This is a genomic window from Hyphomicrobium zavarzinii ATCC 27496 (assembly GCF_000383415.1).
Taxonomy (GTDB): domain Bacteria; phylum Pseudomonadota; class Alphaproteobacteria; order Rhizobiales; family Hyphomicrobiaceae; genus Hyphomicrobium_C; species Hyphomicrobium_C zavarzinii.
The window spans coordinates 276864-301826 of record NZ_KB911258.1; the positions used below are offsets into that span (position 1 = coordinate 276864).

Annotated in this window: 22 protein-coding genes; 11 read left to right on the forward strand and 11 right to left on the reverse strand. The window is 66.4% G+C overall.

What is annotated here, in order from left to right; genetic code table 11:
* The first annotated feature begins 147 nt into the window (after window positions 1-147).
* Window positions 148-1179 (forward strand): cysteine synthase A, encoded by a 1032-nt coding sequence (locus F812_RS0112435; RefSeq protein ID WP_020086310.1) that lies wholly within the window; start codon window positions 148-150, stop codon window positions 1177-1179.
* Window positions 1180-1188: 9 nt separating this feature from the next.
* On the opposite strand, the gene F812_RS0112440 is transcribed toward F812_RS0112435, so the two are convergent.
* From F812_RS0112440 to F812_RS0112465, 6 genes are all read right to left on the reverse strand, one after another.
* A complete protein-coding gene (locus F812_RS0112440; protein ID WP_020086311.1) occupies window positions 1189-2016 on the reverse strand; it encodes an ABC transporter permease in 828 nt (275 codons plus the stop codon).
* Window positions 2013-3197: an ABC transporter substrate-binding protein gene (locus F812_RS0112445; RefSeq protein ID WP_020086312.1), complete on the reverse strand. Its 1185-nt coding sequence runs from the start codon at window positions 3195-3197 to the stop codon at window positions 2013-2015. The genes F812_RS0112440 and F812_RS0112445 overlap by 4 nt, the downstream gene beginning before the upstream one ends.
* A 25-nt stretch (window positions 3198-3222) precedes the next feature.
* Window positions 3223-4005, reverse strand: a complete 783-nt coding sequence (locus tag F812_RS0112450; RefSeq protein ID WP_020086313.1) for an ABC transporter ATP-binding protein — start codon at window positions 4003-4005, stop codon at window positions 3223-3225.
* Entirely contained in the window at window positions 4002-5099 is a 1098-nt protein-coding gene (locus F812_RS0112455; RefSeq protein WP_020086314.1) for an acyl-CoA dehydrogenase family protein, read from the reverse strand. The genes F812_RS0112450 and F812_RS0112455 overlap by 4 nt, the downstream gene beginning before the upstream one ends.
* Window positions 5096-5683: a carboxymuconolactone decarboxylase family protein gene (locus F812_RS0112460; protein ID WP_020086315.1), complete on the reverse strand. Its 588-nt coding sequence runs from the start codon at window positions 5681-5683 to the stop codon at window positions 5096-5098. The genes F812_RS0112455 and F812_RS0112460 overlap by 4 nt, the downstream gene beginning before the upstream one ends.
* A gap of 150 nt (window positions 5684-5833) precedes the next feature.
* Window positions 5834-6490: a response regulator transcription factor gene (locus F812_RS0112465; protein ID WP_020086316.1), complete on the reverse strand. Its 657-nt coding sequence runs from the start codon at window positions 6488-6490 to the stop codon at window positions 5834-5836.
* 145 nt (window positions 6491-6635) lie between these two features.
* Here F812_RS0112465 and F812_RS23740 point away from each other — a divergent pair, with 145 nt between their 5' ends.
* The 3 genes from F812_RS23740 (at window position 6636) to F812_RS23745 (ending at window position 12680) form a co-directional block, all read left to right on the forward strand.
* The gene (locus F812_RS23740; RefSeq protein ID WP_020086317.1) at window positions 6636-8060 is read left to right on the forward strand and encodes a HAMP domain-containing histidine kinase; all 1425 of its coding nucleotides are present in this window, start codon (window positions 6636-6638) and stop codon (window positions 8058-8060) included.
* Window positions 8061-8262: 202 nt separating this feature from the next.
* Entirely contained in the window at window positions 8263-11451 is a 3189-nt protein-coding gene (locus F812_RS0112475; protein ID WP_020086318.1) for an efflux RND transporter permease subunit, read from the forward strand.
* Between the two features lie 17 nt (window positions 11452-11468).
* Window positions 11469-12680: an efflux RND transporter periplasmic adaptor subunit gene (locus F812_RS23745; RefSeq protein WP_020086319.1), complete on the forward strand. Its 1212-nt coding sequence runs from the start codon at window positions 11469-11471 to the stop codon at window positions 12678-12680.
* 51 nt (window positions 12681-12731) lie between these two features.
* Here the strand turns inward: F812_RS23745 and F812_RS25510 are convergent, their stop codons facing one another.
* Complete coding sequence (locus F812_RS25510) at window positions 12732-13436, reverse strand: TetR/AcrR family transcriptional regulator (protein WP_020086320.1); 705 nt, start codon at window positions 13434-13436, stop codon at window positions 12732-12734.
* A 150-nt stretch (window positions 13437-13586) separates the two neighbouring features.
* On the opposite strand from F812_RS25510, the gene F812_RS23755 reads away from it, so the two are divergent.
* The 3 genes from F812_RS23755 (at window position 13587) to F812_RS0112505 (ending at window position 18218) form a co-directional block, all read left to right on the forward strand.
* On the forward strand, window positions 13587-14753 hold the full coding sequence (locus tag F812_RS23755; protein ID WP_020086321.1) for an efflux RND transporter periplasmic adaptor subunit: 1167 nt from the start codon (window positions 13587-13589) through the stop codon (window positions 14751-14753).
* A gap of 8 nt (window positions 14754-14761) precedes the next feature.
* Entirely contained in the window at window positions 14762-17899 is a 3138-nt protein-coding gene (locus tag F812_RS0112500) for an efflux RND transporter permease subunit (RefSeq protein WP_020086322.1), read from the forward strand.
* A 109-nt stretch (window positions 17900-18008) separates the two neighbouring features.
* Entirely contained in the window at window positions 18009-18218 is a 210-nt protein-coding gene (locus F812_RS0112505; RefSeq protein ID WP_020086323.1) for a hypothetical protein, read from the forward strand.
* A 15-nt stretch (window positions 18219-18233) separates the two neighbouring features.
* On the opposite strand, the gene F812_RS0112510 is transcribed toward F812_RS0112505, so the two are convergent.
* The 4 genes from F812_RS0112510 to F812_RS0112520 form a co-directional block, all read right to left on the reverse strand.
* The gene (locus tag F812_RS0112510; RefSeq protein ID WP_020086324.1) at window positions 18234-19136 is read right to left on the reverse strand and encodes a dienelactone hydrolase family protein; all 903 of its coding nucleotides are present in this window, start codon (window positions 19134-19136) and stop codon (window positions 18234-18236) included.
* A gap of 109 nt (window positions 19137-19245) precedes the next feature.
* On the reverse strand, window positions 19246-19446 hold the full coding sequence (locus F812_RS26550; RefSeq protein WP_156827398.1) for a hypothetical protein: 201 nt from the start codon (window positions 19444-19446) through the stop codon (window positions 19246-19248).
* Between the two features lie 170 nt (window positions 19447-19616).
* Complete coding sequence (locus F812_RS0112515) at window positions 19617-20375, reverse strand: cyclase family protein (RefSeq protein WP_020086325.1); 759 nt, start codon at window positions 20373-20375, stop codon at window positions 19617-19619.
* Window positions 20372-21367 (reverse strand): fumarylacetoacetate hydrolase family protein, encoded by a 996-nt coding sequence (locus tag F812_RS0112520; RefSeq protein ID WP_020086326.1) that lies wholly within the window; start codon window positions 21365-21367, stop codon window positions 20372-20374. Before F812_RS0112520 ends, F812_RS0112515 begins: the two co-directional genes overlap by 4 nt.
* A gap of 174 nt (window positions 21368-21541) precedes the next feature.
* On the opposite strand from F812_RS0112520, the gene cobT reads away from it, so the two are divergent.
* The 4 genes from cobT (at window position 21542) to cbiB (ending at window position 24962) form a co-directional block, all read left to right on the forward strand.
* Entirely contained in the window at window positions 21542-22597 is a 1056-nt protein-coding gene (gene cobT, locus F812_RS0112525; RefSeq protein ID WP_020086327.1) for a nicotinate-nucleotide--dimethylbenzimidazole phosphoribosyltransferase, read from the forward strand.
* On the forward strand, window positions 22594-23196 hold the full coding sequence (locus F812_RS0112530; RefSeq protein WP_020086328.1) for a histidine phosphatase family protein: 603 nt from the start codon (window positions 22594-22596) through the stop codon (window positions 23194-23196). The genes cobT and F812_RS0112530 overlap by 4 nt, the downstream gene beginning before the upstream one ends.
* Entirely contained in the window at window positions 23193-23918 is a 726-nt protein-coding gene (gene cobS / locus F812_RS0112535; protein ID WP_020086329.1) for an adenosylcobinamide-GDP ribazoletransferase, read from the forward strand. Before F812_RS0112530 ends, cobS begins: the two co-directional genes overlap by 4 nt.
* Window positions 23919-23984: 66 nt before the next feature.
* Window positions 23985-24962 carry an adenosylcobinamide-phosphate synthase CbiB gene (gene cbiB / locus F812_RS0112540; RefSeq protein WP_020086330.1) on the forward strand — a complete coding sequence of 326 codons (978 nt, stop codon included), beginning with the start codon at window positions 23985-23987 and terminating at the stop codon, window positions 24960-24962.
* The last annotated feature ends 1 nt before the right edge of the window (window position 24963 follow it).

Genomic DNA, 24963 nt, shown 5'->3' on the forward strand with positions numbered 1-24963 from the left:
TCACGCGGGCGAAGGTCGGGGCCTCAATCAGCCTCGACCGGGCGCGCAGCGCTTCGTCGTGTCGCGTTGTGAGGCCGCCGTCACCTCGATACGCGCTACGGATCGGGGCCGGTGGATTGCCGGAAAGCAGATGAGGGGGATGCGCTCGTGACCTTTGCCGAAAGTATCGTGCACGCTGTCGGCAACACGCCGCTGATCAAGTTGCGGCGCGCGTCCGAGCTGACGGGATGCACGATCCTGGGCAAGGCCGAGTTCATGAACCCCGCGCAATCTGTGAAGGATCGCGCCGCGCTGTTCCTGATCGAGGATGCGCTGAAGCGTGGTGCCGTGAAGACCGGCGGCGTCATCGTGGAAGGCACGGCCGGCAATACCGGAATTGGCATTGCAGCCCTGAGCCGCGCCTTCGGCCTCCGCGCCGTGATCGTCATGCCCGACACGCAGTCCATCGAGAAGAAGGATGCCGTGCGCGCGCTCGGAGCGGAGCTGGTCGAGGTCCCGGCGGTCCCTTACGCCAATCCCAACAACTACGTGCACTACTCGCGCCGTCTGGCGGAAGCGCTCGCGAAGACGGAGGCGGGCGGTGCCGTCTGGGCCAATCAGTTCGACAACGTCGCCAATCGCGACGGGCATGTACGCAGCACCGCCGAGGAGATCTGGACGCAGACCGATGGCAAAGTTGCGGGCTTCGTCTCTGCCGTCGGCACGGGGGGAACGCTGGCGGGCGTCGCGCTCGGCCTGCGGGCGCGCAGCAAATCGGTCAAGATCGCGCTCGCGGATCCGCCGGGCGCCAGCCTGTTCTCCTATTACACCAAGGGCGTGCTCGCTTCTCACGGATCGTCCGTGACGGAGGGCATCGGCCAAGGCCGCATCACCAAGAACCTCGAAGGCTTCACGCCCGATTTCTCATTCGAGGTTCCTGACGCTCAGTCGATCCCTATTTTGCACAGCCTCATCACGGAGGAGGGCCTGTGCGTGGGCGGGTCGAGCGGCGTCAACATCGCCGGCGCCATCGCGCTTGCCCGCGAGCTGGGGCCGGGGCACATCATCGTCACCATGCTCTGCGATCATGGCACACGCTATCAGTCGAAGCTGCTGAACCCCGCCTTCCTCGCCTCCAAGGGCTTGCCGGTTCCGGATTGGCTGGCACGCCGCACGGTGATGCCGGTGGTGTTCGAGTAGACCCGCCACTCAGCCCGCATGTCCCCAATGCCGGTGCAGCATGCGCGTTGTCCAATCGAGCAGGAAACCGAGCGCGCCGATGACGAGCACCATCGCCATCAGCTCGGAGTAGGCGAGCCGGTCGCGGGTATCGAGAATGAAGTAGCCGAGCCCCGCAGAGACCCCGAGCATCTCGCACGGCACGAGCACGATCCAAAGGATTCCGATCGCAAGCCGCACGCCGGTGAGCACATGGCCGAGCACGCCGGGGATGACGATGTGGAGAAGCGTCTCCCAGCGGGTTGCCGCGAGGCTGCGGGAAAGCTGAAGCCACGCGGGGTCGAGGTTGCGCACGCCCGCCGCCGTATTGAGCAGGATCGGCCAGACCGCCGCGAACGTCAGCAGGAAATAGATCGGAGTGTCGCCGACGCCGAGCACCATGACGGCGATCGGCATCCACGACAGCGGCGAGATCATCCGCAGGAACTGAAATGCCGGTGAGGTTGCGGCTTCGAAGGTTCGGTTGAGCCCCACGAGAAGCCCCACCGGCACGCCGATGAGCAGCGCGAAGCCGAGCGCCACCAGAATGCGCTTCAGGCTCACGGCCACGTGCAGAAAGAGATCGGAGCCGGTGACGAGATCGCGGAGGCTCGCGAAGGCGGCGAGCGGACTGAACCGCTCGCCCAATCCGCCCGGCGCCGCGAGAAAGTGGATCAGCGCCCACCAGAGCAGAAGGATGCTGCCGAGCCCCGTCAGGCCAAGCAGGAGACCCGCGTCCTGGCGTCCCGGCACCGCACGCGGTGCGGAGACGGCTGTCTCGACCTCACTCTCTCTCAGCTCGCCTGCGATGTCGCTCACGTGACGATCACCTCTTTGCGCTCGAAGCCCTCCGGAAGCCCGAACGCTGTGAGGCCGCCGTTGGCCGTGATCGCCGTCTTGACGAAGCTGTCGTCGACGAGGTCCTTCGCCGCGAACGCCGGATCGAGCGCATCGAGGAAGCCCCTGTCGCCTTCGATGAGCGTCTTCTTGAGCAGGCGCACCAGCTCTTCAGTATAGCTGGGATAGGGGTAGGGCTGGAAATCGATGCGCTGCTCGTTCCAGTCCTTGTGAAGGATGGCACCTGAAGCAAGGTAGCCGGTGATGTCGGTTTTTTCCGGCGCGAGCACCTTCGTCAGAACCTCGACGGTGTGCGGCGTATATTTGTTGCTGCCGTCCTTGGAGAGAAGCTTGGCCGTCTCGACCCGGTTCTCGCGCGTCCAGACCTGCGCCTTGACGATCGCGTTGACCACCTTCTGCGACCACGCGGCGCGCTCCTTGAGATCACGCTCGTGCAGGAGGACGACGCAGCACGCATGATCCTTCCACACGTCGCCGGTGAAGCGCAGAACCTTGCCGACGCCGAGCGTCTCGCCGGCGGCGTTGAACGGCTCGGCCACGATGTAGCCTGCGATCTGCTTGGCCGAAAGCGCCGGCACCATGTCCGGTGGCGCAAGGATGACGAGGTTGACCTCGTTGGGCGCGACGTCCGTCTTCTTCGTGACCGGCGTGAGCCCGTTCGCCCGCAGAAGCTCCTGCAGCACGATGTTGTGGATCGAGTACCAGAACGGAATGGCGACGGTCTTGCCGCCGAGATCCTTCACCGAGCTGATATCCTTGCCGACCGTGAGCGCCGAGCCCGACGTATGGTTCCAGGCGACGACCTTGGCGGGCACTTTGCTGCCGTAACGCGCCCAAACGGCGATCGGCGACAGCACGTGAACGACGTTGACCTGTCCCGAGATGAAGGCCTCGACGAGCTGCGCCCAGCTCCGCAGCAGAACGGGCTTTTCCGCCTTGATCCCTTCCGCCTCGAACAGGCCGTTGGCGTGGGCGACGAGCAGCGGGGTCGCGTCGGTAATCGGCAGGTAGCCGATTTTCACCGGCTCGTCCGGAGCCTGCGCGCGGGCTTTGAACGCATCGAGGAACGGCAGCGCGCCGCCGGCGGTGAGCAGCGCTGACAGTTTGACGATGTCGCGGCGCGAGAAGAAGTCTTCGTTCATGTGTGGTCCCTCCAGTCAGATCCAGTCAGTTGAGCCGCGATGTCGCCTGCCGCAGCCGCGTCACGATCTCGACGCGGATCCGGCCAAGCTCCGCGACCTGCTCACCTCGAGGATGCGGAAGATCGATCCGCCATTGTCCGGCTTCCCGCCCCGGCGAGCCGCCGATCAGCACGACGCGATCCGAAACGAGCAGCGCCTCGTCGATGTCGTGGGTGATGAGCACCACCGCCGTTCCGAAGTCGCGCACCACCTTGAGCAGGAGCTGCTGCATCTCCGCGCGCGTGATCTCGTCGAGCGCGCCGAACGGTTCGTCGAGCAGAAGAACCTTCGGCTGCCGCGCGAGGCAGCGGGCCAGGGAAGCGCGCTGCGCCATGCCGCCGGAGAGAGCGGAAGGATGCAGCGTTCGTGCATGAGCGAGGCCGACCTCTGCCACGGCGCGCTCTACACGAGCCGCGCGTTCTTTGGCGGAAAGATGCGGCTGGTGCTTGAAATCGAGCCCGAACGCCACGTTGCGTTCGAGCGACAGCCAGGGCAGAAGTCCGGGGTTCTGAAACGCAATGGCGACGCGGGGATGGACATCGCGAACAGGCGCTCCATCGATCTGAACGACCCCAGACGTCGGCTGCTGAAGCCCGGCCAGCACGCGCAGCAGGCTCGATTTTCCGACGCCGCTGGGGCCGAGAACTGTGACCACTTCGCCCGGCAGCAGCGAAAGGTCGAAGCTGGCAAGAACCGGCCGCGATACCCCGGGATAGGCGAGGGACAGCGCGCGGGCCGCGAGTAGAGGTGAGGGCCCCGCTTGAGTCATGCCTGGACCGCCGGATGCCGGGCAAGAGCCGTCTTCAGCTGGACGATGCTCGGCGTGATGACCGGAATGAACGCGGATTCTCGCCAGCGGCGCGCGAAGTGCTGGCCCGGCGCGCTGAGATACGCGCGTCCGCCGCTCGCCTGCAGCTCCAGCCCCACGGCTTCGGACACCAGGTCGGCGAGCGCGATGCGAATGCGGAAGAGCGCGGCGGCATTCGTCTCGAAGACGCCGAGCTGCAACCCGTCGAGCAGCGCGCGCTCCTGGTGGAGTAGCGCGTTGGAGAGGTCCGAGATCGGCTCCGCGAGAACGCTTCGTCCCGCGCCCGAGGCGGTCCGCGCTTCGGCGAGAGCCCGCCGCGCGAGACCGATCGACATGCCGCATTGGAGACCGAGAAACGCTGGCCGCACTTGAGGCAGCCAGGCGCGCGCATCCGGATGGATCACATCCTGCGGCGTGAGCTCGGTGTTCGAGACCGTGATCGCCGCCGTGTTGGTGGAGCGGAGCGCGATGAGATCGAGATCGGCCGAACGAGCGACGCCGGGCGTCTGCGACCACAGCGAGGCAATGAAAGGCGGCGCATCCCCCTGCGCCACGGCAACCGCGACGTGGAAATCATCCCCGCGCAGGTTCGTCACCCACGGCAGCTTCCCGCTCACGAGGCGCCGTCCGGCTTCGGAGCGCGCTTCGAACGAAAGCTCCTCCAACCCTTCGAGATGTTTCATCGCATTCGAAAGACCGGTTGCGCCTGCGACCGTTCCCGCGAGCAGGCCCGGAAGAAGGCGATTGCGAAGGGCCGCATTCGGGCTCTGCAGAAGGTACTCGATGTAGGTGCGGTGTCCCCACAGCACGAACCCGGCGGAGAGTGAGCGCTCGGAGACGTCCGCGATTGCCGCCACCGCGTCAGTGAGGTGCCCCCCGGCGCCTCCCAGCTCCCTCGGCACGCCGATCGCTGCGAGGCCTGCCCGGCTCAGCGCCGGAAGCACCCCCGCCGCTGGCTCGCGGCCGGTGTCGAGCCCGTCCGCCGCTTGGTCCAGCCAGCCGCTGACGTCGGATGCGAGACGCGGCGGGCGCGCGAGATGTTCGAGTGTGCTCATTCGGCGGCCGCTGCCGGTGTGCCGGACGCCACGGGGCCGTCCCAGCGATAGGGCTCGAGTTCGCGATTGAGGGGGGGCTGGCCGAGGTTATTGGCGAAATTGCACAGCGTGGCGAGGCTGACACCCAGCACCACCTCGAGCGCCGCGGCCTCGTCAAAGCCGGCCTCGCGGAAGGCTCGAAGCGCGTCGTCCGAAACGGCGCCGCGTCCCGCGATCACCGCGCGGGTGAAGATGGCGATGGCCTCGAGCCGCGGATCTTCCAGAGGCGAGAGGCTGCGCAGCGCCGAGACCGTCGCCGCGTCGAGCCCGGCTTTCTTGGTTGCGATTGCCGTATGCCCGGCAACGCAGAACCCGCAGCCATGCGTAGCCGCCGCCGTGATCTGCACCACCTCCCGCTCGGGAAGGGACAGCGAGGCACGCGCATTGATGCCGGAGACCGTGAGATAGGTTTCGAGCGCAACCGGAGCGTTGGCGAGAACGCGCAGCAGGTTCGGCAGATAGCCATTGTTCTTTTGCGCTGTCTCCAGCGCGGCGCGTGCCGCCTCCGGTGCGTCCTCGGGGGTGCGGAGTGGAAGTCGCGCCATAGCAGATCCTTGCGCTGAGCGTTGTCTGTCCGGATGGGCAGACTAGTCGCGCGTGCACAAGCGCTAGGCAAATACGAAGATCGAAAATGAAAAGCAGAAAGTCTGATATGTAAGAGGAAGCTACGAAGACTTGCGCGCTACGCCGGGGCGTCAGGCCTTGGCGCGATAGCCGAGACCGCGAACCGTCTCGATGCGGTCGCGCCCGATCTTCGCGCGCAGGTGATGAATGTGCACCTCCACCGCGTTGCTCTCGATCTCCTCCTGCCAGCCGTAGAGCATCGCCTCCAGATCGGCCTTGGAGTGGATCACGCCCGGCCGTTCCACGAGCGCCAGCAGCAGCGCGAACTCGCGGCGTGAGAGATTGATCGGCTCGCCGTTGGTGGTGGCCGTCCGCCGCTCCGTGTCGAGCACGATGTCCTGCCAAAGGATGGTCGGCGTTGCGCGGCCCACGGCCCGGCGGCGCAACGCACGCAGACGCGCGGCCACCTCGTCGAGGTCAAACGGCTTGCCGAGATAGTCGTCCGCCCCGTTGTCGAGCCCCCGGATCCTGTCGGCCACGGCGTCGAGCGCGGTGAGCAGCAGAACCGGCACCGCATCGTTGCGCTGGCGCAGCTCCCGCAGCACGTCGAAGCCGGATCCGTCCGGCAGCATGACGTCCAGCACCACGCCGTCGAACGTCGTCGTGCCGAGTGCGGCCAGCGCATCCGCGCACGTGCCGACCCCCTCCGCGGTGATCCCGTGGATGCCGAGGCCGACCGTCAGGCCGTTCTGAAGAACCGGGTCATCCTCTACGACCAGAACCCGCATATCGATCCTCTTACCTGCGTCTTGGGTCAGTTATGGAGGTTTTCTTGAGGAAATCCAGGGGCTCACTTTCTTAAGCCTGCCTTAAGCTTGCGGGCCTCCGATCGGCTATGAATGGGCGTCGTATGTCCACGATGTGGGTCTCCTCATGAACTCGTTGAATGCACGCCTGTTTGCGCTCCTTCTCATCGCGACGAGCCTCGTGTGGGCTCTTGGCATGGCTTGGATTTATTCGGGGAGCCGGAAAGAGCTCGAGCGGGTGCTGGACGCCCGCCTCGAGGAAGCGACCCGCATGGTGAGTTCGCTCATCGACAATGCCGACGTGCGGGTGACGACGGAGGTGTCCGGCCTCCGCTTGCCCAATCAGCAGTCGACGGCTCACCCCGCCATCTCGGACTTCCAGCTTGCCTGCCAGGTGTGGTCGATCGACGGCCGCCTCGTCGGCAAGTCCAGCGCCGCGCCCATGACGCAGCTCACGCACGTGAGCAGCGGCTATTCGAACCAGGAGATCAACGGCGCGCGCTGGCGCGTCTTCGCGCGTGAGGACCGCGAGCGGGGAATCCGCGTGCTCGTCGGCGACAGTGTCAGCCATCGCGAGCGCCTCGTGCGAGAGTTGATGTGGGGCCTCGCCGGTCCCGGCGTCGTCGTTCTCATCGTGTTGAGTGGCCTGATCTGGGCAGCCATCCGCCAGGGCCTCGCCCCGTTGCGGCGTCTCACGCAGGCCGTCTCCAGGCGCAACGCGGACGCGCTGGACCCCATCGACATCGGCGATACCCCGCGCGAGATCAGCCCCGTGGTCGATGCCTTGAACGGGCTGTTCGAGAAGGTCGTGATCGCCCGCGAGCATGAGCGCAGCGTCACCGCCTTCGCCGCCCATGAGCTGAGAACGCCGCTCGCAGGGCTTCGCACGCAGGTTCAGGTCGCGCTCGCGGCGCAGGACCCGGCGGTGAGGGAGACCGCGCTCAAGAATGCGCTCGTCTCGGCCGACCGCACGACGCGGATGGCCCGCCAGCTTCTCGCGCTCGCGCAGATCGATGCGGCGGGCACGCAGTCGCCGCAGGAATGGATCGACGCAGGCACGCGCATTCGCGCCGTCTGCGACGATCTGCGAACGAAAGAGAACCCGTCACCCGCCTCCATCGATGACCGCCTTTTCGGGTGCCGCATTCGGGTCAATCCGGATGCCTTCCATGCCGCCGTGCGCAATCTCACGGAGAACGCCATCCAGTACAGCAGGGGTCCCGAGCCGGTGTGCTGGTCGCTGGCCCAGGCGGCGGGGGTGGTTCTGCTCACCATCGAGGACGATGGCCCGGGCATCCCGGCGGACGAGATCGGCATGGTGACGAAGAGGTTCTTCAGGGGCCGCCACAAGAGCGCGCTGGGAAGCGGGCTCGGCCTTTCGATCGCGGATACAGCCTTGCAGAAGGACGGCCTTGCCCTGCGCTTGCAGAACAGAGCCCCGGCGCCGGGCCTGCGTGCTGAGATTGTCATCGACGTGTCACGTGTGACCTTGCACCAGGAGGAGAAGCGCAATTTCGAGCAGATCGCAGGCGCGGCTATCGAGCCGGTCTGACAAAACGCCTCGCGTTCCGGGGACGCGAGAGCCTTTAAGCTTGCCTTAATCTGAGATGTTAGATCTCCGGCGCTGGGATTGTGGCCGTGGGAAGCGATCTCGAATTCACGCTGGAGCACGCCCGCAGAGAGGGCAGTCGCTCCGATCGAAAGTTTGACGAGCCGAAGGGCGAACGCCCGCTCACGGGGATTGGGAACCAAGCATGTGGATCGTCAGGTATGCCGTCGGTCATCGCCACAGCATCGGCGTGCTGGCGATCCTGCTTCTGCTGATCGGCACGCTGTCCGGCCGTGGCATGTCCACCGACATTCTGCCCCCGGTGAACATTCCCGCCATCAACGTCATCTGGACCTATCAGGGCCTCAACCCGCAGGAAATGGCGAGCAAGCTCACCTCGTTCAGCGAGCTTGCCATCATGAACAACGTCGACAATTTGCGTGAGGTGCGCTCCGAGACCATCAACGGCGTTGGCATAGTCCGGGTCGCCTTCCAGCCCGGCACAGACGTGACGGGAGCCTTCTCCCAGGTGACGTCCGTGAGCCAGACGATCTTGCGGCGCATGCCCGCCGGCACCAACCCGCCGCTGATCGTTCCCTACGTGCCGTCGAGCGTGCCGATCATTCAGCTCGTGCTGGCCTCCGATACGCTGACGGACGGCGCCCTCTATGACTATGCCCGGCTTCAGCTCCGCGCACAGATTCAGTCGATCCGCGGCATCCGCCTCTCTCTCCCTTATGGCGGCGCGTCCCGCCAGGTCATGATCGACCTCAAGCCCGAAGCGCTCCAGGCCTACGGCATCTCCGCGAGCGACATCGCACGCGCAACCGCCACGCAGAACCTCACGCTGCCGTCCGGCGCCTTGCGCGTCGGCACGCGCGAGATCGCCATCACGACCAACGCGAGCCCCGAGACGGTCGGGGCCTTCGCCGACCTGCCGCTGCGCTCGGTGGACGGGCGCGTGATCCGTGTGTCGGAAGTGGCGAGCGTCCGCGACGGGCAGGCCGTCCAGAGCAACATCGCGCGCCTGAACGGCCAGAACGCGGTGATTGTCTCGATCCTGAAGCTCGGCAACGCCTCGACCCTCGACATCATCAATCAGATCAAGGCGCGCATGCCCGAGCTGCAGGCGGCCGCGCCCGAGGGGATCACCATCGCCCCGGTGTTCGACCAGTCGGTGTTCGTCACCAGCGCCATCAATAACGTGATGGTCGAGGCCATCATCGTGGGACTGCTCGTCGCCTTCGTCGTGCTCGTCTTCCTCGGAAGCTGGCGCTCGTCGTTGATCGTGCTGACCTCGATTCCGCTTGCCCTTCTGGCGTCGATCGCGGGTCTCGCCGCCACCGGAAACACATTCAACCTGATGACGCTCGGCGGGCTGATGCTCGCGATCGGCATCCTGGTCGACAACGCACTCGTCGAGATCGAGAACATCAACCGCAATCTCGATCTCGGCCATCCGTTGAACGAGGCGGTTCTGAAAAGCGCGAGCGAGGTCGCCTTTCCCGAGTTCGTCTCGACGCTTGCGATCTGCATCGTGTTTTCGCCGTTGTTTCTGCTCACCGGTACGGCCGCGTTCGTCTTCGTTCCGCTGGCGCTCTCCGTCGTGTTCGCGATGGTTGCCTCCTACATCCTCTCCCGCACGCTCGTGCCGACGCTGGCGACGCTCATGCTGTCCTCGTCGTCGGGGCATGGAAGTCACGGGAAGAGCCTGTCCGGGCGCTTCGCCGCGGGCGTCGATCGCTTGCTCGGCTTTCTCGAACGGCTCGTCGCCGGCCTCGCGAAGCTACAACTCGAGTGGAAGATCATCCCCATCGCCGGACTGGTGTTTGCGTTGGGCCTCGGTGCGGTATCCGCGACCAAGCTCGGGCGCGAGTTCTTCCCCGAGACGGATGCCGGCATGATCCGCATCTATGTCCGCGCGCAGACTGGGTTGAGGCTGGAGGAGACTGCGAGCACCTTCGCCGACGTGCAGCGCGAGATCCGCAACGTCATCCCGCCCGAGGAGGTGGGTTTCATCGCCGAGAATATCGGCAGCCCCGAACCCATCAACCTCGCCTGGATCGAGAGTGGCGTGATTGGCTCGTTCGACGGCGAGATCCTGGTGCAATTGGCCGACAAGCACGCGCCGACCGCGCTCTACATCGCGAAGATCCGCGACATGCTGCGTGAGAAATTCCCCGCGCTCACCGTCTACTTCCGGCCTGCCGACGCGACCTCGCAAACCCTCGCGGGCGCCGCGCAGACGGCGATTGAAGTGCGGCTCATCGGTCGCGACGTCCTCGGCAACGCCGAGATCGCGCGCGATCTGATGGCCCGAATGCGCGAGATCCCCGGCGCGGTGGATGTCGCCATGCGCCAGGTGCGGGATCTGCCGTCCTACTACCTCGAGATCGACCGCGTGCGCGCGCTTCAGATCGGTGTCACACCGCAAGATGCCGCAACCGCGCTGCTCGCCGCGTTGGGCGCGTCCGGAACCGTGTCGCCGAGCTTCTGGGTCGATCCCACACAGGGGACCTCCTATACTGTGCAGGTGGTCGCGCCGCCCTCGAACCTCACGTCGCTCGAGCAGTTGCTGAACACGCCCGTGCGCCCTGCGGCAGGCGGCCAGCCGGTGACGCTGCGCTCGTTCGCCTCGCTTCAGCTCCGCAACATTCCGGCTAACATCGACCGCACCACGCTGCAACCGACGACGACCATTCTCGCCAACGTCCAGGGCCGCGATCTCGGCGGCGTCTATGCGGACGTGACGGCGGCGATCGACCAGCTTCGCCCCCGCCTGAAGCCCGCCAACCGCATCGAGGTCGCCGGCCAGGCTCAGTCCATGGACCAGGCTTATTCCGAGATGCTTGGCGGCCTGATGATGGCTGCGGTTTTCGTCTATCTCGTCATGGTCGTCAATTTCCAGTCGTGGATGATGCCGTTCATCGCCATGGGCGGTCTGCCGGTCGCAATCTCGGGCGCCATGTTCGCGCTCTTCGTCACCGGAACGCCGCTGTCGGTTCCCGCTCTCACCGGCCTCATCATGGTGATCGGCGTCTCGACCGCCAACAGCGTGCTGGTCACGAGTTTCGCGCGCGACCGTCTGCTCGAAGGCGCAACACCCGCCGAAGCCGCCGTTGACGCGGCGGGCACGCGATTGCGCCCGGTTCTGATGACCGCCACGGCGATGATCGTCGGCATCCTGCCGATGGCGCTGGGGCATGGCGAAGGCGGCGAGCAGAACGCGCCGCTGGGACGCGCTGTCGTCGGCGGTCTCGTTTTCGGCACCTGCGCGACGCTGACGTTCGTGCCGTTCCTTTTCTCGACGCTGGCCGGTTTAGGCCGGCGCAAAGCGAAACCCGAACCCGCCGTGCAAGCCGCCCCCGCGGGCGCTCACGCCCCGGCCGAGTGAACGACGGAGCACCGTGAATGAGCCTCAGAACCATCCTTGTGTCGAACCTCGCCATCGGGACGATCGTAGGCGGAGGCGTCTGGCTCGCCACGCAGAAGGATAGCGGCGCACTTTTCAGCCAGGGCCTGAAGACACTCGGCCTGCGGACGGAGAAGGCCGTGGCGGAAGCCGCTCCCGAAAAGGAAAAGGAAAAGAAGGTGACGCTGCGGTCGGTCCGCGTCGTGCGACCGGAGGCAGCCAAGGGAGGCTCGACGCTGACGCTCGCGGGCCGCACTGCGCCGGCCGAGCAGGCGCTCATCTCGTCGCGCGCAACCGGCGTCGTCGCCGAGCGGCACGTGGACATCGGCGACCACGTGAGGGAAGGAGACGTGCTCGTCGTCATCGAGGCGCCCGAGGTTGAGCAGGAGCTGCTGCGGGCGCGCGCCTCCGCCGATCAGATGAAGGCCCGGCTCGAGCTCGCACGCGCCACCCTCGACCGTGCCGAAAGCCTTGTCGGAAAAGGGCATGTCTCCGAGCAGACCGTGGACGAGCGCCGCGCGACCAAGATGTCCGCCGACGCGGATCTCGCCGCCGCCCTCGCCGAGGTGAAGCGGCTCGAAGAGGTGCAGAGCTTCCAGACCATCCGCGCTCCCTTTGCCGGGACGGTTGTGGCGCGGCAGGTCGAGCGCGGAGACAAGGTCACGTCGGCGGCGGCGGGCGAGGGCAGCTATCTGCTCCGCATCGGCCGCCTGAACGAGCTTCGCATCGAGATCGACGTGCCGCAGTCTTACGCGCTGAAGGTCGAGCCCGGCGCGCAGGCGAGGGTATCGTTCGCGGAATTACCGGATCAGACATTCAGCGCGCGCGTCGTGCGCGCATCCGGCCTCATCGATCAGACGTCGAGCACCATGCGCGCCGAGCTTCTGATGCCGAACCCCGGCAATCGCATTCCCGCAGGGTTGAGCGGCCAGGTCTCCATCGATCTCGGCGCCGCCGAAGGCGCCGTCACGGTCCCCACCAACACGCTTGTCACGCGGGAGGGCCGCCAGATGGTCGCCATCGTGGACGCCGAGGATCGCGTCCGGCTGAAGCCTGTTGCCGTCTCGCGCGATCTTGGCGAGCGCGTCGTCATCGCGTCGGGCCTCACGGTCGAGGACCGGGTGATCGTGAGCCCCAATGCGCTGCTCCGCGCGGGGGATCAGGTGGAGATCGTCACGCCGACGGCGCGGGCCGCTCCGGCCGCCAAGTGACCGGCCGCCGAGTGAGATGTGCGGCCAAGGAGGAGACGCGAGAGGAGGGGCTCAGGCTGGGCGCTTGTGCCGCCCGCCGCCGGGCGCTGCATCCGCGACCCGCGGCAGCACGATCCTGATCGCGAGATCCACCTGCGCCATGAGCTTGCCGCGGCGAAGGGGCCGCTTTTTCTCGAACAAGGCCCTGAGGTGAAAGTCGCCGATGACGGCTCCGCAGAGCGCGGTTGCCGTCTGAGTGACGTTGGCGATCGCGGCATCCGGCTTCGCAACTTTCAGCCGCGCGAGGCATTCGGAGATGTAGCTCAAGCCGCGGGTCATGCCGCGCGCGTGAAACTCGTCGGCCAGCTCCGGCCAATGACGCGCTTCCGAGATCACGAGGCGCGTGATCTCGATCTGGCGCGGTAGCAGGGCATATTCGGCGAGCTTGAGCAGGCGCCGGCGCAACTCGGCCACGATCTCATCGGGCTCGTCCGTCGTGACCGCATCGCTCTCGAGAAACGCGCTGCCGTGAGTGATCAGAGCTCCGAACATCTGCCGCTTGTCCGGGTAGAGCCCATAGACCGTCTTCTTCGACATGCCCGCGACACGCGCGATCTCCTCCATGCTCGCCGCGCCGTAGCCCGAGGCAAAGAAAACCTCCTCGGCCGCTTCGAGGATCAGGCGGCGGCGCGCGTCGAGCGACAGCGCGGGAGGCCGTCCCCGCCGCTTGGGCGTGGAGGCGTGTGTGTCCGGGGCTCGGTTCAAAAGGCTTGACATTAGGAAACGTTTCCGTTTCTAAAAACATAGCGGATATGCTGGGGCTTCGCAATCCGTCTCAGTGCGTGTGCTTTCTAGGATACTGTCATCCCTGCCTTCCCGGGCGTTTTGTCAGACCAGTGTCATTGTTTGAAACGATAGGCTTTGCGAATGATGGCTCATGATGTTGCCGGCCTCCTCCGCCCGATCGGGCGCACGCTGTTAGGGTGGGGTGTCGCCGCCGCTGCCGCTTTGAGTGCAGGCGCCTCTTTCGCCCAGGCCCCGCCCGGCGGCGCCCAGCCTGCGCCGAGCGTCGTGGTCGAGACGGTGCGAAATTACGACGTGGCGGACCAGAGCACCTACATCGGACGCGTGCAGGCCATCGATAAGGTGGCGATCCGTGCGCGCGTCGATGGCTTCCTCGACAAGCGGGGCTTCGAGGAGGGCAAGGAGGTCAAGCGCGACCAGACGCTCTTCACACTTGAACGCGCACCCTATGAAGCCGCTCTCGACGCAGCGAAGGCCAACCTCGCGAGTGCGCAGGCCGGTCTCGAATTGGCGCAGGCCACCTTCGCACGCACGAAGGAGCTGGCCGATCGTGGCACGTCCTCACTGTCCACGCTCGACGAAGCGACCTCGAAGCTATCCCAGGCCCGCGCCAACGTGCAGGCCCAGGAGGCGGCGCTGACCAAGGCCCAGCTCGATCTCAGCTACACCGAGATCCGCGCGCCCATGGACGGCCGCACCGGCCGGGCGACCTACTCGGTCGGAGAGTACGTGGGGCCGAGCAGCAATCCGCTCGTCACGGTCGTGCGCCAGGATCCCATGTACGTGGCGTTTCCCGTGCCGCAGCGCGTACTGCTGATCGTGCGGAAGGAAAAGCTCACCGCTGCGGATGTTGTCGTACGCCTCAAGATGCCGGACGGCACGGCTTACGACCACGACGGCGTGATCAAGTTCTCCGAGGTCGAGAGCAACGCGGGCACGGATACGGTGACGGTGCGGGCGGAGTTCCCCAATCCGGACCGCCTTCTGGTGGATCAGCAGATCGTCGGCGTGAACGTGGTCTCCAAGAACCCCGACCACAAGCTAATGGTCTCCCAGTCCGCGATCATGCTCGATCAGCAGGGGGCCTATGTTCTGGCGGTCACTCCGGAGAACAAGGTCGAGATCCGCCGCATCGAGGTCGGAGAGCAGCGCGGCCCGCGCATCATCGTGACGAAGGGCCTTGCCGAAGGTGATCGCGTCATCATCAGCGGCCATCAGAAGGTTCGTCCCGGTATCGTAGTGGAACCCAGCGAATTCCAGGCCGGTGGCCTCGAACAGCCCGGAAACTAGGCGGCGCCATGATCTTCGATGTCTTCATCCGCCGCCCGCGTCTTGCGATGGTCATTTCCATCGTGCTGACCCTTGCGGGCGTGATCGCCATGGGCGTCATCCCGGTCGCCCAGTATCCCGAGATCGCTCCGCCGACCGTCCGCGTCAGCGCCTCCTACGCGGGTGCCGATGCGAAGACGGTGGAGGAGAGCATCGCGCAGCCTCTGGAGAACGCCATCAATGGCGTCACTGGCATGCGCTACATGAAGTCCACCTCCGCCAATGACGGATCCTACTCGCTCACCGTCTCCTTCCTGCTCGGCACGGACCCCGATATCGATACGGTCAACGTGCAGAACCGGGCCAACCTCGCCACCGCCAAGCTGCCGGAGGAGGTGAGGCGAACGGGCCTCACGATCTCGAAGGTCTCGACCGATCTTTTGCAGGTTTTCCTGTTCTACTCGCCTGAAGGCGACAAGGACGGACTGTTTCTCTCGAACTTCGTCACGCTCAACATTCTCGATGAGCTGAAGCGCGTGCCGGGCGTCGGCGACGCGTCGATCTTCGGTGCGCGCGATTACTCGATGCGCATCTGGATCGATCCCGGCAAGCTCGCGAACTTCGGGCTCTCGACCCAGGACGTGATCGCCGCCGTGCAATCGCAGAACGTCCAGGCAGCAGCCGGGCGCATCGGCGCAGCGCCATTGTCTCCGGACCAGCGCCTCCAGCTCACCGTCACCACCAAGGGCCGTTTGTCCACGCCTGAAGAGTTCGGCGACATCATCGTGCGCGCGACGGGCGACGGCTCGTTCGTGCGCGTGCGCGATGTGGCCCGCGTCGACATCGAAGGCGCGACGTTCGACAGCGAGGCGAAGTATCAGGGCAAGCCTGCCGCGCCAGTCGGCATCTATCTTTCTCCCGGCGCGAACGCCGTCAACGTGGCGACCGCGGTATCGAAGCGTCTCGATGAGCTGCGGGACAGGTTCCCGCCCGGCGTCGAGTTCGCTTACGTCTACAACACGGCCGACTTCGTCTCCGCGATGATCGAGAAGGTCATCCACACGCTGATCGAAGCCTTCGTGCTGGTGGCCATCGTCGTTTTCGTGTTCCTCGGCCGATTGCGCCCCACCTTGATCCCGCTCATCGCCGTGCCAGTAGCCATCATCGGTGCCCTGGCGGTGCTCTATGCGATGGGCTATTCCGCCAACACCATCTCGCTGCTGGCCCTCGTGCTCGCCATCGGCATCGTCGTGGACGACGCCATCATCGTGGTCGAGAACGTCGAGCGCGTGATGCACGAGGAGCCGCATCTTTCACCCGCGGACGCCACCCGAAAGGCCATGTCGGAAATCGCGGGGCCTGTGATCGCGATCACGCTCGTGCTCCTCTCGGTGTTCGTGCCCGTGGCGTTCCTGCCCGGCTCCTCCGGCGTGTTGTTCCGTCAGTTCGCCATCACCATTTCCGCCGCGATGGTGATCTCCGCCATCAACGCGCTCACATTGTCTCCGGCACTCTGCACCTTGCTGCTGCGGCCGGGGCATCCCGTCGGCCTCATGAAGCGCGTCACGGCCGCCATAGATTCCGTGGCCGACGGATACGCCAGCGTGGTGCGCCGGCTCGTTGCTGTGGCCTCGGCAAGCATCATCGCGCTGGGCCTCATCGCAGGCGCCACCTACTTCATCTTCTCCAAGACCCCGTCGGGCTTCCTGCCGGACGAGGACAAGGGCTTTGTCATCGCCGTTCTGAACCTTCCGGCGGGCGCGTCCCTCAACCGCACGTCGGATGCGGCTGCCAAGGCGGCCGCCATCATCGAGAAGGAACCCGCCGTCGACGCAGTGACGACCATTCTCGGCCTCGACTTCCTCGGCGGCGGCTCGGCCTCGAACGGTGGCGTGATGTTCATCCGCCTGAAGCCCTATGAGCAGCGAACGGCCCGCGACATGCACTCGACCGTCGTCGCGCGCAGGCTCACGGGTGCCCTCGCCGGCATTCCGGACGGCAATCTGATCGCCCTCAACCCACCCTCGATCTCCGGTCTCGGGCAGGTGGGCGGCTTCGAGTACGTGCTCGAGGCGCTGCAGGGCCAGAGCCCCGCCGACATGGCCGCCGTCATGCGCGCCCTGACGGTGGCGGCCAATCAGCGGCCCGAGCTGGCGGCCGTGTTCTCGACCTTCGAAGCCGAGACACCTCAGATCCGCCTCGACATCGATCGCGACAAGACGCGCACGTTGAACATCACGCTCTCCGACGTGTTCGCCGCGCTCCAGGCGACGCTTGGCGGCTACTACGTCAACGACTTCAACCTCTACGGCCGCACGTGGACGGTGCGGATGCTGGCGGAAACCAAATACCGCAGCTCGATCACCGACATCTCCGCGATCTACGTGAAGAACGCCGCGGGCGAGATGACGCCAATGTCGAGCATCGCGGATGTGCAACTCGACGTCGGACCGCGCACGCTCACCCGCTACAACAACTATCGCGCCATCTCGATCAACGGCAGCCCCGGCCCCGGACGTGGACCTGGCGAAGCCATCGACGCGATGCAGGACGTATCGAAGACCACGCTGCCCGCGGGCTACGCCTACGAGTGGACGGGGCAGGCGCGTGAGCAGATCGAGTCCGCCGGGCAGACCACCATCGTGCTCGGTCTCGCGCTCGTCTTTGCCTATCTCTTCCTCGTCGCGCTGTACGAGAGCTGGATGGTGCCGGTGCCCGTGCTGTTATCGGTCATCGTGTCCATCCTGGGTGCGATGGGAGCGCTGTGGGTTCTGGGCATGAGCTTCACGCTCTATGCGCAGATCGGCCTCGTCGTGCTCATCGCGCTTGCTGCGAAGAACGCGATCCTGATCGTCGCCTTCTCCATCGAGAGGCGCGCGGCGGGCGACACGCTGCTCGAATCCGCCATAGACGGCGCACGGCTGCGCTTCCGTCCGGTGATGATGACGAGCTTCGCCTTCATCATGGGACTCGTGCCCCTGGTGATCGCCAACGGCCCCGGCGCCGACAGCATGATCGCGGTCGGCGTGCCGGTGCTCGCCGGTATGCTCGCGGCGGCCATTTTCGGCATCTTCCTGATCCCGATGCTGTACGTCGTATTCCAGCGCCTCGTGGAAGGCCGCTCGCGGCAAGCCAAGGAGGCAGAGGATCCGGCTCCGGGCGCCTGACGCTCCCGGAGGAGGGGCGTACAGGTGTGCGTTTGTTCCGTGTCAAACGGCCGGGCGCTGACTTTGGACAGGATAGGCGCAATTCGTATCTGAAACAGGCCTGACGACCATGCTGAACTGGCTCATCCGACCCATCATGTTCGTAGCCGCCATCATCGCGGGATGGTTCGTGGCGGAGGACGCCGCGAACTTCGGCGTCGTTCAACTCGTCATCTCCGTGCTGCTGGTGACCTTGCTCGTCGCCTTCGCCGCATTCTGGGAGAGCATACGCGACTGGTTCCGCCCGAAGTCGGGAGCGGATGAAGGCACGCCCGACTGAGCACGTGCAGCCGGCTCAACTGACGCCATGCTGTTTGAGCCAGGCGAGCAGCCGCGCCCAGCCTTGCTTGGCGGGCTCGGCCCGGTAGCTCGGCCGGTAGTCCGCGTGAAACGCGTGCGGCGCTCCTTCGAACACGACGATCTCGCATGTCTTTCCCGCCTTCGCGCAGGCAGCCCGCATGGCCTCGACGGTGTCGAGCGGGATGCCCTGGTCCGCGCCGCCATAGAGGCCGAGCACCGGTGCCTTGAGATCTGCCGCCACGTCGACGGGATGCTTGGGCGTGGTTTGCGACGGCTCTCCCGCGAGGCGCCCGTACCAGGCGATCCCCGCCTTGAGCTTCGGATTGTGCGCGGCGTAGAGCCAGGTGATGCGCCCGCCCCAGCAGAAGCCGGTGATGGCGAGCTTGTCGGCGTTGGCTTTGCCGGAAGCCGCCGCGAAGGTCACGGCCGCATCGAGATCGCTCATCACCTGCGCATCCGGAACCTTGGCCACGATGGGGCGGATCTCGTCGATCGTCTTGAGTTGTGAGACGTCGCTCTGGCGGACGAACATCTCCGGCGCGAGCGCGAAATAGCCCTCCTTGGCGAGGCGGCGGCAGATATCCTTGATGTGCTCGTGAACCCCGAAGATCTCCTGCACCACGAGCACGACAGGAAACGGTCCGCCCGTAGCCGGCATCGCGCGATAGGCGGGGATCTCGCGATCGCTCGCGGGGATCTGAACTTCACCCGCGACGAGGCCGCTCGTGTCGGTCGTGATCGTCGTTTCGGCGGAGACCGGCTGCGTCGCGAGTGCGAACCCGGTGGCGAGCGTCGTCAACACCGCTTGACGGCGCGACATCTCGAACGAGGGAACGAGGCTTCTGCGATCCGCCGTGAGGTTGGCGTCATCCGGATCGTGGGAGGTGCGATCGGTCATCTCGGGGTCCCTCATCTTGGAATGCATCGCCGACGCACCAAAGATGGGGCCCGCACGGGAGGGATCAAGCACGCAAACGGGAGAAAAGGCCGGAGATCGCGTCCGCTCGTCAGTCCTCCCGCCGCCGGGAGGGCTTCTTGCCGGGCTTCGCAGGCGGTTGTTTCCGGTCCGGCACGTCCAGTTCCCCGCGGTTCTCCCGGCGCCTGCGCCGATGCGCTTCGAGCCGCGCCCTCTTGAGGAGGATGGCATCGTAGTTGGGATGGTTCGGGTCGAGTTGAGTAAGGGGCGGTTCCGGCGTCGGTTTTTTCATTATGGGCCTGCGGACGGCGTAGAAATGTTATCCCGTTATACAGGGAAAAATTCCCGATCCAACAGTGCCGTGGGGAAGAAAATTACGCGCGTGCGCATCCGGCAACGCGCGCCGAAGCGCGTAAAACAGAATGAAAACAAAAGAAAAGCCCGCGCTCTGAAGCGTGAGGCTCAGCGCAGTATGGCAACCACGCGGGCGGGCGCGGCCGAGGCCCCGACGATTTTCAAGGGAAACACCGCCACCTCGAAGCCGTGCGGAGGCAGTGCGGAGAGATTCGTAAGCTGCTCCATGTGCCAGTAAGGCCGTCGCTGCCCCACCCGGTGCGCCTCCCAGAACAATGAGGCATCGCCCGTGGCTTTCGATTTGGCGATCTGCGCCCGGAACGGCAGATCCCAGCCCCACTGGTCGATCCCCATCACGGTGACGCCGCGATCGAGCAGCCACTCCGTCGCCGCCGCGCTCATGCCGGTGCCGGTCTGCCAGAAGTCCTTGGTGCCCATCAGGCGGTCGCGACCGGTGCGGATCAGCACGATGGTGCGATCCGTGAGCGTCGCGCCGGATTTGGCGAGCGCATCCTCCATGTCGGCGACCGTGATCGGATCGTCGTCAGCTTTGTGCGAGAGATCGAGTACGACCCCTGGACCGATGCAGCGGTCGAGCGGCATCTCGTCGATGGTCTCCGCCCGCGCGCCACCCGAAAGCGGACCGTAGTGCCAGGGCGCATCGATGTGCGTCGTCGCGTGCACGCCCATCGTCACCGTGTCGTCGGCCCAGCCTGCGAAGTCGCGCGGGAACAGGCGGAAAGGAAGCCCGAGCAGCCGCACCAGCAGCTTCGCCATCCGGTGCGGCTTGTGCTTCACTTTGACCCGCATGAAGAACGGATCGTCTCGATTGAACTGCACCGGCTTCGAGAGATCGATGACCTTCATCTTCGTGTCTCCTCTGCGACGATCGGGGTCGTGATGCTCCCGATCTCCTCGATGCCGATTTCCAGGGTATCTCCGTCGGAGAGGAGCTGGCCCGTCTCGATGCCACTGCCTCCGGGCAGGGTACCCGTGGCGAACAACTCGCCAGAATAGAGCCGCTCCGAGCGCGATGCATGCGCCAGCGCCTCGCCGAGAGACCAGCGCGGCCCCGCACTCCTGGGCTCGGCCACGAGGCGCCCGTTGAGGCGCACGAATCCGGAAAGCTCGCGCCAGCGCGGCAATATTTCGTCGGCGCCGACGACGACGCGCGAAATCCCGTTTCGGAAGTGCTTGGACTTCTGCGGGCCGAAGCCCGAGCGCATTTCCGCACGCTGCACGTCGCGCGCGCTGAAGTCGTTCACCACCACGAGCCCGCCGATGGCCGCTTCCGCTTCCTCCGGCGTGGCATTGTAAAGCGGGCGTGCCAGCACGAAGCCGAGCTCGAGCTCATAGTCGAGGGCGCGCGTGTACGAAGGAATTGTGAGCGGCTCGCCGTCGAGCGCGAAGGCCAGGTGATTGCCCATGTAATAGATCGGCTGCCGGTTCCAGAGCGCATCCGGCCTGAGTGCCGGAAACGGCCGGCGGAATACGGCCTCATAGGCTTTCACGACCGGCCAGGCGCGCGGCGTGAACCGGCGCACGAACCCGCGCGCCGCATCGATCGCATGGCGCTCGTAGAGCATGAAGTCGCGAAACGACCTGGGCTCGAAAGGCAGCAGCGGGCGGCCCGCGATGGCGTCGTCCGGCGCGAGGCCGAGTGCTGCCTCGGTCAGCCCGGAACGAACTTCCTCGGGCGCACCCAGAAGCGCGATGGTGTCCCGCGACCAAAGCGCGGTCTCGGCCTCAGAATGAGAGGGCGCGAGCGCGGCCAGCGCCCGGGACACGCGCACCCACCCGGTGTTCGCGGCGATTTGGACGACAGGCGTCTCACCTTCCAGAATGCGCCTGAGCTTCATGGGCGGTCCTTGAGGTTAACGTCGGAAGGCGCCCGGAGCGGGCGGAACGGCCCATCCGCTCCCACAGTATTGGATCGAGATCAATCGGCATGTCCGCGCGCCGCCGCCATCGCAGTTGCCGGGGGCCGCAGGGCATGCCATGCAGCGGACGCGGCCCAAAACTCGGCGAGCCCCATGCCCAGCACCTGGATATATGACCCGTGCCCTGCTCCGTCCTCGGACTACGAAAAGGCTGCACGGTCGCGGCAGGCAATCCTGACAAAGCCCGCAGGCTCTCTCGGCGTGCTGGAGACGCTCGCCATCGCGCTGGCGGCCCTTCAGGCAACGGAGCGCCCGCGCGCCACCAACGCGCCGATCATCCTGTTCGCCGGAGACCATGGCGTCACCGCGCAGAACATCTCCGCCTTTCCCGCAGCCGTGACCGTCGAGATGCTGAAGAACTTCGCGGCAGGCGGTGCAGCCGTCTCGGTGCTTGCGCGCGAACTCGGCGTACCGCTTTCCGTGATCGACGCGGGTACGCTGGCGGCGGACCCGCTACCCGGAGTCGTCACCGATAAGACGCGCCGCGGCACGCGCGATTTCAGCGTCGAGCCGGCGATGACGGCCGAGGAATGCGACGCGGCGCTCGGAGCCGGCCGGAGAGCGATCGAGGCTTTGAGGCAGCCGGATCTCGTGCTGTTCGGCGAGATGGGCATCGGCAACACGACGTCGGCGGCAGCCATCGCATCCGCGCTGCTCGGCAAGGCGCCGGGCGAGATCGCGGGCGCGGGCACCGGGCTCGACAGCGCGGGGATAGCGCACAAGGTCCACGTGATCGAGACCGGCCTCGAACGCCACGGCCTCGCGGGACCGGTGAGCGACGCCGTACGTGTTCTGCAGTCGGTCGGCGGTTTCGAGATCGCGGCGCTCACGGGCGCCATGGTCGCAGCGGCCCAGGCACGGGTTCCCGTGCTCGTTGACGGCTTCATCGTCACCGTCGCCGCGCTGACGGCGACGCGGATCAATCCGGGCTGCCGGCCTTGGCTCATTTTCTCCCATCGCTCGGCCGAGCAGGGTCACGGCATCGTTCTCGATGCCCTGGAGGCCCGCCCCGTGCTCGATCTCAACTTGCGGCTCGGCGAAGGATCCGGCGCAGCGACCGCGCTCGCCGTGCTGCGGCTTGCCTGTGCGCTACACAACGGCATGGCGACGTTCGAGGAGGCTGCCGTCTCCGGCCGCGCCGAGCCATGACCTCAGTCGATTTCCTTCGCCACGGAGAGACCGCGTTCGCAAACGACCTGCTGGGCCGGTCGGACCCGCCATTGTCGGGCGCCGGGCGCAAGGCCGTGACGCGGCAACTCGCCGGGCGCACCTGGGCGGCCGTCGTCGCGTCACCGCTTGCGCGTGCGAGAGAGACCGCGGAGATCGCCACCCACTGGAGCGCACAGGACGTCGAGGTTGATCCGGACTGGCGGGAGATGGATTTCGGCGATTGGGAAGGCCGGTCGCGCGCAGACCTCGCGGCCGACGATCGCTTCGCGGCCTTCTACGCGGACCCCGAGGCAAATCCGCCCCCGAACGGCGAGAACGCGAGCGCGGTGAGGGCGCGTGTGGATGCCGCGCTGCGCCGCCTCGCGGCGCGCCGGGACGACCCCGTGCTCGTCGTCGCGCACGGCGGCACCATCCGCATGGCCCTGTCCATTCTTGTCGGCCTGCCGCTCGAGCGCCTATGGGCAGTGCGCATCGCCTGCGCCACCCGCGTGCGTGTCGAGATGGGGACGCATCCCGAGCATGGTCTGTGGGGCGAGATCGTCGAGATCGCGCAGCCCGAGGAAGGCGAGGGCGCATGAGCGGATTTTTCGTCGCCCTCTCGTTCCTGACGCGCCTGCCGGTGCCGCCGCTCGCGCCTGAGAAAGCAGGCAGCCTTGCACTGGCGGCCCCTTGGCTGCCCGCGGCGGGCGCCATGGTCGGCCTCCTGGTGGCGGTGTTCGCCGCGCTCGGCGCGAGCCTCGGTCCCTGGGTCGGCGCTCTGCTGGCTCTCCTGGCTTGGGTGGCCGTGAGCGGCGGGCTGCATCTCGATGGCCTCGGCGACGTGGCGGACGGCCTCGGCGCCGCGCACGGCAATCCGCAGCGTTTCGTCGAGGTGGCACGCGATCCCCACACCGGCAGCTTCGGCACGATCGCCATCGCGCTTCAGATCGCCGCCAAGCTGGTCCTTCTCGCGGCGGTGATCGAGGCGCTGGGCATGAAAGCCGCCGCGATCGGCATTCTGCTGATCGCCGTCTGGGCGCGCTGGGGAACGCTGGCGCTCGGCCGCGCCGTTCCACCGCTCACGGAAGGCATGGCAAGCCGCCTTGCGGCAGGGATCTCGACACGCGTCGTCGTGCTCGAAGGGGCGGCCCTTGCCCTCGCCACCGCCTTTCTCGTGCCGGTTCTGCTCACTGCCTTGCCCGTGACACTCGCCCTCGCTCTCTATTGGCGGGTTCGCCTTGGTGGCATCACCGGCGATTGCCACGGTGCCAGCATCGAAATTACGGAGAGCGCGTTGCTCTTTGCCCTGCTTCTCGCGTAACGAGCTTGTTTCGCCGCACTGTCACCTATGATAGCACGCCTGCTCTGATCGCCCGACGGTGAGCTGATGACATTCGCGCTGGCTTTTCTCGCCCTCTTCATCGAGGCCCTCGCGGGCTACTCGCAGAAGCTGGTCGCCCGCATCGGCCATCCCGTGACGTGGATGGGCGCGCTGATCACCAGCGCCGATACCGCCTGGAACGAGGCGCAGTTGACGTTTCCGCGGCGGCGCCTGCGCGGCATCCTCGCTCTCGCCACGGTGCTCCTGGTCACGCTCTCTGCCGTCATGCTGATCGATGTCGGCCTCGATCTCGTGCTGCCGGTTTTCGCCGCGCTCGCGGTCAAGGCGGTGCTGGCGAGCTCGCTCCTCGCGGGCCGCAGCTTGGACGAGCACGTCTCCCACGTGGCCGAGGAGCTGGAGCAGCGCGGATTGCGTGGCGGGCGCGCGGCCGTCAGCCGCATCGTCGGACGCGACCCCGAAACCCTGGACGAAGCTGGCGTATCGCGCGCCGCCATCGAAAGTCTGTCCGAGAACTTCTCCGACGGTGTCGTGGCACCGGTGTTCTGGCTGGTCGTGGGCGGCCTTCCGGGATGCGCGCTCTACAAGGCCATCAACACGGCCGACAGCATGATCGGCCACAAGTCGGAACGCTATCTCGCGTTCGGCTGGGCGGCAGCCAAGCTGGACGATCTCGTGAACCTGCCCGCCTCGCGTCTCTCCGCGCTCTGGATCGTCGCGGCGGCGCGTCTGATGCCAGGGGCCGACTGGCGTGCCTCCGCCACGGCCGCATTGAGCGATGCACCGCGTCACCGCTCGCCCAACGCGGGCTGGCCGGAGGCCGCGATGGCGGGCGCGCTGGGATTGGCGCTTGCAGGCCCCCGCAGCTACGGCGGCAAGCGCATCGACGACGCCTGGATGGGCTCGGGCCGCCGTGAGGCCACCACTGCCGACATCCACCGCGCGCTGCGGCTGTTCCGCATCGCCTACGTGCTCCAGGCCGTCACCATCGGCCTGCTCGCGCTCATCGCGCTCCTGCTTTTCTAGA